Raw genomic sequence first — 9,218 nt, forward strand, 5'->3', positions numbered from 1 at the left:
TCTCATTCTGCTAATGATCAGCGAGGCGTTTTCTAAGTTCCTCCATGCCAACTATAACAAAAGGACAGAGTAACAGATAACACCAATGCCACAGACCAAGACTAGCAGTATTAAAAAGTTCATGGAAGAAAGGCAAGTAAACCAGCATCAAAAAGACGAGTAGTTCAACCGCCAAACCAATATCAATCAATGAATTAGAGAAAAGCCTCAATTGCCGAATGGATTGGTCTGAAGTGCGGCTGTTCATAACCATGCCAATCTGGCAAAAGATGATGGCTCCCAAAGTCATAGTTGTGGCTTCACGATAGAGTTGTCCTGAGGCAACTAGATGAGAGAGATTTCCATTATGCAAATAATAAGTGACGAAGAAGGCTCCCATAGCAAGAGCAGACTCAATCAAACCATACCAGAGGAAGGCTTTGATAAGCAGAGATTTACTGAGAAGTCTATCCGTTAATTTTCGAGGCGGATGGTGCATAACATCAGGTTCCGGAGGCTCTACACCCAAACCAAGGGCAGGAATCATGTCCGTCCCTAGGTCAACTGCCAAAATCTGCATAACGGTCAGAGGAAGGGGAACAAAGCCCTTTGAAAGGAGGAAAAAGGCGGATGGCACAGCTTCCGGAGTATTGGAATTAAAAATATAGGTCAGAAATTTTTTGATGTTGTGATAAACGGCTCTCCCCTCTTCCACCGCATGGACGATAGAAGCAAAGTGATCATCGGTCAAAATCATGTCAGCCGATTCTTTGGCTACGTCTGTCCCAGTGATTCCCATCGCAATACCTATATCTGCTTTTTTGAGAGCAGGAGCGTCATTGACACCGTCACCAGTTACTGCAACTACTTCTCCCAGTTCTTGCAGAGCTGTCACGACACGATATTTTTGTTCAGGAGCTACGCGGGCAAAGACAATTTCACCTTTGAGTGCCTCTTTGAGCTGACTGTCAGATAAAGTTTCCAGTTCAAGTCCTGTCACCACACGTGCGTCATCTCCACGGACAATACCAATTTTCTTGGCAATGCTGAGTGCTGTCAAACCATAGTCTCCTGTCACCATGATAATACGAATACTAGCTCGGTGGCATTTTTCGATAGCTTCGCGAACACCTTCTCGAGGCGGATCACTCATGGCAACTAAACCAAGAAAGACCATATCCATTTCCAGATACTCTTGTGTCCAAGAAGTCTCATCTGTCAGAGCCTCCCTTTCCAGTGGACGATAAGCAATAGCCAAGACACGTAACCCATCTTGCGCAAAATTGTCATTGGCCGATAAGATTTGCTGACGGACACTATCAGTCATTGTGTGAAGGCCAGTTCGATCCCTATAAAAGTGGCAAAGTTCTACCATTTCCTTGGGGGCTCCTTTGGTGATAGAAAGATGCTGGCTACCATCAATAGTCTCACTCAATTCATGCACAGTAGTCATGCGTTTTCGGACAGAGTCAAAGGGCAGTTCTTTGAGGCGAGGAGCCCAAGTATGGTTATTATGAAGGGTAAGTCCAGCTTTTTCTGCCAAAACATTTAGACAAGCCTCAGTTGGATCGCCTAAAACGGTGTAAGTAGCACGGTCTTGGTCAGGTGGCAAAACTTGAGCATTGCTGCAAAGATGGGCAAAGCGAACCAAGTATTCGAGAGATTTGTTGTCCACAAGCGAAGCTTTTTTACCATCTACCTTGCGCATGTCACCTTCTGTGGCATAACCGAGACCAGTAACATCGTACTGGTCTGAGACTTGCCAAAGGTGGTTGACAGTCATCTCGTTTTGAGTTAAAGTTCCTGTCTTATCCGAGCATATGACAGAAGTGGCTCCCAAAGTTTCAACCGAAGACAGTTTTTTGACCAGAGCATTATCCTTTGCCATGCGTTGCACCGCCATTGCCAATGAAAGGGTAACGGTAGGAAGTAACCCTTCTGGGATAAAAGCAACAATCATGCCTAAGGCGAAAATAAAAGCTTGAGCAAGAGGCTGATGGACAAAAAAACTTGCTGCAAAAAAGAAAACAACTCCAACCGTGATGGCGATGATTGAAATTTGCTTGGTCAAATGATCCAATTCCTTTTGCAGAGGGCTTTTATCATCAACCATAGTTTGCGTCAGGTGGGCAATTTGTCCAAATTGTGTCTCCATACCGATGGCTGAGACAATCATTTTAGCAGATCCAGAAGATACAGTAGTTCCTGCAAAAACCATATTGTCACGCTCCAGAAGACTTTTATCAGGAACTTCATCAGCCTGATTAGTCTTATAAACGGGGTTTGATTCCCCAGTTAAGGCAGACTGATTGACTTGCAAGTCTGTCGCAAAAACCACACGCCCATCTGCCGAAATTCGGTCCCCTTCTTCAATAAGAACCAAATCTCCTGGTACCAACTCTTCGGCAAGGATTTTTTCTTCCTGACCTTCGCGGACAACACGGGCATAAGAAGGCAGCATCTTTTTTAGAGCTTCTGTTGCTTGGCTAGCACGATACTCTTGGACAAAGCTGAAAATACCATTAACAATATTAACAAACCAAATGGCAATTCCTAATTCTATGCTGTGGGATAGCAAGGCTACAGCACCACCAACCCAAAGTAATATAGCCATCAAACTCGTAAAATTTTTAACAAAGGTCAGCACGATAGGCTCTTTTGATGCTTCTTTAAGTCTATTTGGTCCATAGATTTGCTGACGATTGCTGACTTCCTCTTTGGTAAGTCCAGAAGCTCGGCTGGAGGCGGCTTGATAAACGTCGTCTACTGCATAAGTTTCAAGGCTCTTTTGAGAAGTCCGAGAATAATTATGACTACTCATATGATTTCCTCAATTCTAAATCAATATTTCAGAGACAATATAGCCTACATTGAAAAAGGTGAAAACGTTTTTCTATACTGTCATTATACTCCTTTTTAAGCAAAGTGAACAAAAAAAAGTCTGATTGTCACAGACATTTTCTGAAAAATAAAAAGATGATAAATTATTGGCACAAGTTGTTTTTTCTCTTTAAAGTCTATACCAAATGGAATGATTTATAGTCTTTTAGTACTAGGCAACTAGCTGCAGGTTGCTAGAACAGCCTAGGGGCTGTTCTAGGTTGGAAATAAGACATGCGAAGCAAGTCACTTTCGTAAAGTACGGCAAGGAGAGTTCAAACAAGCCAGTGGAGTGTTTGAAGTTGGAAATAAGGAAACGGAGTTTCTCTTATGTCGAAGTAATCAAAGATAAACTAATTGACTATAAAAGCTCTAGCTCACTTTTCAGAGATAGTCTTACAATTTCAGTATAGCAATATTATCCATTCACCGTCTCTTCACACCTACCTTTTATCTTCAATAAGCCCTAAAATTTAAGAACCATCATTTACTTAAGTTGAGAACTCTTCTTTGAAAATTTCCAAGTATAAAGCGGGCAATAGGACCAACTACGAGAAGATTCAAGGGTAAGGCAAATACGAAATTAGTTATCCAGGTACGGCCATAAATCCCATAAGAAATCGGAATACGGTTGAACAGCAACCCATAAAGCGACATACAACTTACCATAAAAAGAACCATCATCCCGGAAACAGCAATAATTCTCACCCACTTTTTCCCTTGATAATCAATGCGTTCTAGAATTGCCAAAGCCAGTTTTTTTGCAATTGGTCCTGCAAGCACAATATCAAGAAAAAGTGCAACTATAAAACCTGGAAGATAACTTGACGCTAGGTGTCCCCACGAGAAATGTCCAGCTACAATCAAATTCCAGGTAGTCATCCCAAGCACCATCATCACACACATCAGACCGGTAAAAAAGAGTGATTCTTTGAAATTACGAGGCATAAAAATTCTCCATTTTCTTTATTTTTATGTCTTCTGATTTTTTAAATCATACAACTGGAGTTATTTTAACATAAATATTTTTTTCTTGTAAGTCAAATTTTTAATCTTCACCTAAAATCTGTTCCATACAAGTCTCACGTGGTGTCATCCCTTGGTTTTGGTAAAATCGCAGAGCACCTAGGTTATCATTCCAAACATTGAGCGTTAGGGCATAGCATCCAATTCTTTTGGCATAATCAATTGCAAAGCGATAAAGTTGTTCTCCGATTTTTTGGCCGCGCGTTTCTTGGTCAACACACAAATCATCAATAAAAAGGGTTTTGTGAACAACAGATGGTGCTTTACTCTCTTGAATCATGGTAAACAGATGCCCCAGAACCCGTCCTTCGCAATCTTCATAGACGAAGATTGGGCGTTGGTCATCTTGGATAAGTTCCTCCAATTCAGTTTCCGTATACTTACTCCCTTCTGCTTCAAAAAGATCTGGTCGTGCCTGATGATGCACATAGAGAACTTGTCTCAAAAGCTCTTGTAGTGCTGGGATATCTCTTACTTCTGCTCGTCTGATTGTCATTTTTTCTCCTTTTCTTTTGGGTGATGGCTAGCGCTGGCCATCCCATTCTGCATAAAATTCTCTCAAAAAATTTTCTAAATACTGGTGGCGCTGCTCTGCCATTTTCCGACCAAAATCAGTATTCATCAAGTCCTTGAGTTTAAGCAATTTTTCATAAAAATGCATGATAGCCGTATCTTGACCATTCCGATACTCATCAGGAGTTAGCCGCTCCCGCGGTTGCTTGGCTGGATCGTGGATAAGCCGCCCCTTACTACCAGAATAAGCCATGCAGCGAGCAATACCTATAGCCCCGATGGCATCCAATCTATCCGCATCCTGAACAATTTTCCCTTCCAAGGACACCATAGGTTGACCGCCACCACCTTTGAAGGACATAGTGGTAATGATTTGAATAATGTCAGATATCATCACCTCCGTCAAACCTTGACTAGCTAACCAAAGCTGTAAATTAGCCAGTTCTACTTCTGGCTGGTCTGTTAGCTTATCATCTGCCATATCATGAAGTAGCGCAGCCATTTCACAAAGAAAGACATCTGCCTTTTCTTCCATAGCAATCGTACGGGCGGTGTTTCGTACCCTAACAATATGCCACCAATCATGACCGCTGGAGTCACCTTCTAAGCGGCTACGAACCAGTTGCTCCGCTTTTTCTAAAATCATTTTCTTGTTAATCATGACTCTATTATAGCATAGATTCTGTTAGTAAAATGATGAAAACCTAGAGTTGATACGGACTTGTTTAAAAAGTTATTTATTGCCAATTCGATTCGTAAAATCTTACAACTACCTTACAAAACTGTAAGGGTAGTTTTCCTTCACTTTGATAAACTATGGTTAGGAGGATAAGACAATGAAATCTTTAAAAATTTTAAATACAAATCAGCTCAAGTATATCGCCCTAGTTTTTATGGCTATGGATTCTGCTTTCTTTGCTTTTCCTGGTCTACCAAGTTGGATCCATCTCATCACGCGCTTTGTGGCACCGCTCTTCGCCTACCTAACGATTGAAGGTTTTTTTCACACTAGAAATCGCAAGAGACACCTGCTTCGTCTATGGAGCGCAGCTATTCTCATGCAGCTAGGTGACTTCTTATCTATTTTCTTACTCGGACAGGAACATGCCATCAGAGATAACATTTTTCTGACCTTGGCTGTCGGTTACAGTGTCATCTATTTTTGGCAAAAATCTAGAGATGAGGATAACCAAAAATCCACTAACATCATTCTGGGGACTCTGATTTTTTTGATTGGTATTGTCTTATCGCTTGTTGGTTTCCCCTTAGGTCAACATCTTATCTTAACGCTAGAAGGTGGTATTCCAATCCTCTTTCTCATGCTGATCTTCTGGGCTTTTTATGGTAAACCTAAAAAGCAAGTCTCTATCTTTTGTTTGTGGAGCATTCTCCTTTTTATCGGTTGGGGACCAGATCTCAATATTAGTTATTACAAAAGTTTTGACAACTGGTTTGACATGTTTTGCTACAATAGCGATGCCCTAAGTTTTCTCTTTTTACCATTTCTTCTGTTATACAATGGTCAAAAAGGCAGCAATAAGCCCATTCACAAATGGTTTTTCTACATCTTCTATCCAGCTCATCTCTGGTTACTGCATTTGCTAGCTCTCTTTTTATAATACCCTTCAAAAAAACTCAAACATTGTTGACTTCATCTGATGACAACAATTCATCTGCACCCGCATTCACTGGTCTGAGTTTGATTTTTATGAGTATAAATGGAAAAGCCCCCACCACAATAGGTGAGGTCTTATACTCAATGAAAATCAAAAGTAGCCTAGGAAACGAAGCCGACGATAGAACTTGAGTTCATCAAGGCAAGTTGACAACGGATAATTTTGATTTTCGAAGAGTATTAAACATATTAGAACCTGTATTCACAGCTCAACACTTTCATCTAAGGCTAGTTTTTCGGCTACTCATCGTTAGTTTTTTTAAATACAGTCAGTATTCTTCAAAAAACATTGGTTAGCGAAAAAATATCTCTTAAATAAAAGCACTTCACTTGTGAATACAGGTTCTTAGATTTTAAAGTACGCTTGCTCTTTATTTAACTTTACCGTTCCAATAGTCAAAACCATCTTTAAGAACATAGATTGTTGTGTATCCCGCCTTTTTAAGTGACAACACCACACGTGGAAGCGATGTACTCCTACTGCTATCATAAAGAAGGATTGGTTTGTCCTTACGAAGAGCAGACATGCTCTGATTAAATTGACTCGCTGGAAGATTTCGCGCTCCCAAGATATGCTTCATTCGGTAAGCGCTTTGTTCACGAATGTCAATGAGCTGACCACCGTGAATCAATTCAGCAAAGGCAGCATTGTCAATAAATTTAGCAGCTTTCCTAACTTGATAGTATCGCCATGCGGTCCAACCTAGAAAAGCAACAAATGCAAGGATGAGAATAATCGTCATCAAACTGATACTTCCCATAACTACTCCTAATCTACAAATTGACTGGCAAGACTAGCTGCTCCAATAATTCCAGCATCATTTCCTAATTCTGCAATTTTGATTTTGGTAGAATTACGCACCTGTGGAAAGGCATATTTAACAAAATGTTTTTCAATGCGGCTACGCAAAAATTCTCCCGCTGCAGAAACACCACCACCAATAACGACAGAGTCTGGATTTAGAATGTTTGAAATATTTGCAGTCGCTAAGCCAAGATAAAAGGCAACTTTTTCCACAACTGAATCTGCAAATTTATCACCACTTGCCGCAGCTTCAAAGATGTCCTTACTTGTCACAGCTTCACCATTATCAATAGCTAACTTTATGCTAGAAGTTCCTTCATAGGCTTCAGCTAGATGACGAGCAACGCGAACAACACCTGTCGCCGAAGCAACGGTCTCTAAACAACCTTCATTACCACAAGTACAAGCAAAACCGTTCTCAGGCTCTACATTGATATGCCCAATTTCACCGCCCGCACCAGCAACTCCATGGATAAGATTACCGTCTGCAATTACACCACCGCCAACACCAGTGCCAAGAGTCACAAAGACCACGTCAGGATTGTTAGCACCTGCGCCAACCCAACGCTCACCAAGAGCCGCAACGTTAGCATCATTATCAATAGCAAACGGAATCCCAAGTTCTTCTTCAATAACTGAGCCAACTTCCTCTGTGTGTGCCCAGTTGAGGTTGAAGGCCCCTGTGACTGTCTTTTTATCGCGGTCAACCGCACCCGGTGAACCCATTCCGATACCTACAAAATCATCCTTGGTTAAACCATAAAGTTCCAAGCGATGTTTAAGCGAAGCAACAATATCTGGCACGATGTGCTTGCCGTCTTCGAGAATATTAGTCTCAATTGCCCATTTTTCCTGGACTTGACCATCAAGGGATAAAATCCCAAATTTTACAGTTGTTCCGCCAAGGTCGATACCAATCAATTTTTTAGCCATCTTATTTTTCCTTTTCCATTTCCAATCTGTGTTCTCGTCGCAAAATCAATTCAGCTGTAATATAATCATCCTTGTCAATCAAACCATTGTCATAAAGTTTTTCCAGTTCAATTTTCATGACTTCAATGTCATAAAGGCGCTTGCCAATATAAATAATAATGCCAAATTGCTTAAGCAACTGTTGCACATCATATAATGTTTTCATATAAAAATTTTAGCAAAAATCAACCATTTATGCAATCGTTTTCTGCATTTTCAAGACCTCTTTTTCAACCTAACCGATACTGACAAATAATATCTAAAGAAAGTTCCAAAATTGACATGTTAGGAAAATCTTACACTCAATGAAAATCAAAATCAGACCGTTGAAGCTAGTCATACTTTCACTGATATAGTAGGCCCAAGGCGATTATAAACTAAAAGACTAGAAAACCTCCTTTGGATCCCGCTACTAGCTAGGTTCAAAGGAGGACTGTTTAATTTTTAGGGCTCAACTCAGCACTATACTGATTGAAAACTTATTTTTAGCGAATACCTGGTTTTTGACCACGTTCTGCTTGTAGCATCCAGATAGTTTTTTCAGCATCTGCCTGCGCTGCAGTGAAAATGTCATTGCTAGGGGCATCTCCCTCTTCATCAGTGACATCAAGACCAACTTGATAGAGATTTGACAAATAGGTATAGACCTCTACCAAGCGTTCCAAGTGTTGATCCATTGTTTTATCAAAATTGCCGACCGTTTCTTCTAATTTAGAATATTGGTCAAATTCTTTCAAAGTTGAATAAGGTGCACCACCAATGGTAATCAAGCGTTCACTCATTTCATCTAAGTGTGCATTGAGTCCATCCATAAGCTCATCCATTTTTGGATGAAGGTAGAAGAACCCAGTACCACGCATATACCAGTGAACTTGGTGGACAATAGAAGCCGCTTTTGACAAATCTGCCACTGCTTGATTAAGTACAGCCTTCGTCTTTTCATTTTTAGCAACTTTTTTAGAAGAAGCATTATGAGTTAGAGAAACAAAACTATTTTCAACAATTGTTTTTGACATGAGATGTCTCCTTTCAAACGTAAAGTGAGAGTTCTTATTTAGAATGATTATCATTCTTACACCCTCATTTTAGGTCTATTTTCCCGCGTTGTAAAATGAAGTGCAACAAAAAAGACATGCTCGTCTGATATACTAGAATTCCCCAACTCAGTATAGAAAGCAGATGAACATGTCCACTAATCATTCTACCAAAAAATCGTTATACTCACACCTTTCAGCCTCTGAACGCGGAGAAATCAGCGCCTATCTCAAGATGGGCAAGAACCCCTCTGAGATTGCTCGTCTGCTTGGGCGTCATCGCTCAACCATCAGTCGTGAAATCAAACGAGGAAGTGTTTCTCAGGTTCAAGAT

10 protein-coding genes are annotated in these 9,218 nt (G+C 40.6%); 2 read left to right on the forward strand and 8 right to left on the reverse strand.

Annotated elements, in window-relative coordinates:
• Positions 1-10: 10 nt before the first annotated feature.
• From A3I7_RS0111725 to A3I7_RS0111740, 4 genes are all read right to left on the reverse strand, one after another.
• On the reverse strand, positions 11-2,800 hold the full coding sequence (locus A3I7_RS0111725) for a cation-translocating P-type ATPase (RefSeq protein WP_018376932.1): 2,790 nt from the start codon (positions 2,798-2,800) through the stop codon (positions 11-13).
• Positions 2,801-3,342: 542 nt separating this feature from the next.
• Positions 3,343-3,807, reverse strand: coding sequence for a DUF2798 domain-containing protein (locus A3I7_RS0111730; RefSeq protein ID WP_018376933.1), 465 nt, complete (start codon positions 3,805-3,807; stop codon positions 3,343-3,345).
• A 100-nt stretch (positions 3,808-3,907) separates the two neighbouring features.
• Complete coding sequence (locus A3I7_RS0111735; protein ID WP_018376934.1) at positions 3,908-4,381, reverse strand: GNAT family N-acetyltransferase; 474 nt, start codon at positions 4,379-4,381, stop codon at positions 3,908-3,910.
• Positions 4,382-4,408: 27 nt separating this feature from the next.
• Positions 4,409-5,059: an HD domain-containing protein gene (locus A3I7_RS0111740; RefSeq protein ID WP_018376935.1), complete on the reverse strand. Its 651-nt coding sequence runs from the start codon at positions 5,057-5,059 to the stop codon at positions 4,409-4,411.
• Between the two features lie 175 nt (positions 5,060-5,234).
• Here A3I7_RS0111740 and A3I7_RS0111745 point away from each other — a divergent pair, with 175 nt between their 5' ends.
• Positions 5,235-6,017, forward strand: a complete 783-nt coding sequence (locus A3I7_RS0111745) for a TraX family protein (protein ID WP_018376936.1) — start codon at positions 5,235-5,237, stop codon at positions 6,015-6,017.
• Positions 6,018-6,444: 427 nt separating this feature from the next.
• Here A3I7_RS0111745 and A3I7_RS0111750 read toward each other — a convergent pair whose 3' ends face one another.
• The 4 genes from A3I7_RS0111750 to A3I7_RS0111765 form a co-directional block, all read right to left on the reverse strand.
• Positions 6,445-6,825: a rhodanese-like domain-containing protein gene (locus tag A3I7_RS0111750; protein ID WP_026217250.1), complete on the reverse strand. Its 381-nt coding sequence runs from the start codon at positions 6,823-6,825 to the stop codon at positions 6,445-6,447.
• A gap of 17 nt (positions 6,826-6,842) precedes the next feature.
• Complete coding sequence (locus tag A3I7_RS0111755) at positions 6,843-7,811, reverse strand: ROK family glucokinase (RefSeq protein ID WP_018376938.1); 969 nt, start codon at positions 7,809-7,811, stop codon at positions 6,843-6,845.
• 1 nt (position 7,812) lies between these two features.
• The gene (locus A3I7_RS0111760) at positions 7,813-8,016 is read right to left on the reverse strand and encodes a YqgQ family protein (RefSeq protein ID WP_018376939.1); all 204 of its coding nucleotides are present in this window, start codon (positions 8,014-8,016) and stop codon (positions 7,813-7,815) included.
• A 319-nt stretch (positions 8,017-8,335) separates the two neighbouring features.
• Positions 8,336-8,866: a Dps family protein gene (locus A3I7_RS0111765; RefSeq protein ID WP_018376940.1), complete on the reverse strand. Its 531-nt coding sequence runs from the start codon at positions 8,864-8,866 to the stop codon at positions 8,336-8,338.
• A gap of 169 nt (positions 8,867-9,035) precedes the next feature.
• Here A3I7_RS0111765 and A3I7_RS0111770 point away from each other — a divergent pair.
• Positions 9,036-9,218: helix-turn-helix domain-containing protein (locus A3I7_RS0111770; protein ID WP_018363747.1), on the forward strand; the 183-nt coding region annotated here is incomplete at its 3' end.

It is taken from the genome of Streptococcus orisratti DSM 15617, from assembly GCF_000380105.1.
GTDB lineage: Bacteria > Bacillota > Bacilli > Lactobacillales > Streptococcaceae > Streptococcus > Streptococcus orisratti.

Bases quoted from the DNA above. Each gene is read 5' to 3' on its own strand.
- A3I7_RS0111725 (WP_018376932.1), bottom strand. From the start codon at position 2,800: ATGAGTAGTCATAATTATTCTCGGACTTCTCAAAAGAGCCTTGAAACT.
- A3I7_RS0111730 (WP_018376933.1), bottom strand. From the start codon at position 3,807: ATGCCTCGTAATTTCAAAGAATCACTCTTTTTTACCGGTCTGATGTGT.
- A3I7_RS0111735 (WP_018376934.1), bottom strand. From the start codon at position 4,381: ATGACAATCAGACGAGCAGAAGTAAGAGATATCCCAGCACTACAAGAG.
- A3I7_RS0111740 (WP_018376935.1), bottom strand. From the start codon at position 5,059: ATGATTAACAAGAAAATGATTTTAGAAAAAGCGGAGCAACTGGTTCGT.
- A3I7_RS0111745 (WP_018376936.1), top strand. From the start codon at position 5,235: ATGAAATCTTTAAAAATTTTAAATACAAATCAGCTCAAGTATATCGCC.
- A3I7_RS0111755 (WP_018376938.1), bottom strand. From the start codon at position 7,811: ATGGCTAAAAAATTGATTGGTATCGACCTTGGCGGAACAACTGTAAAA.
- A3I7_RS0111760 (WP_018376939.1), bottom strand. From the start codon at position 8,016: ATGAAAACATTATATGATGTGCAACAGTTGCTTAAGCAATTTGGCATT.
- A3I7_RS0111765 (WP_018376940.1), bottom strand. From the start codon at position 8,866: ATGTCAAAAACAATTGTTGAAAATAGTTTTGTTTCTCTAACTCATAAT.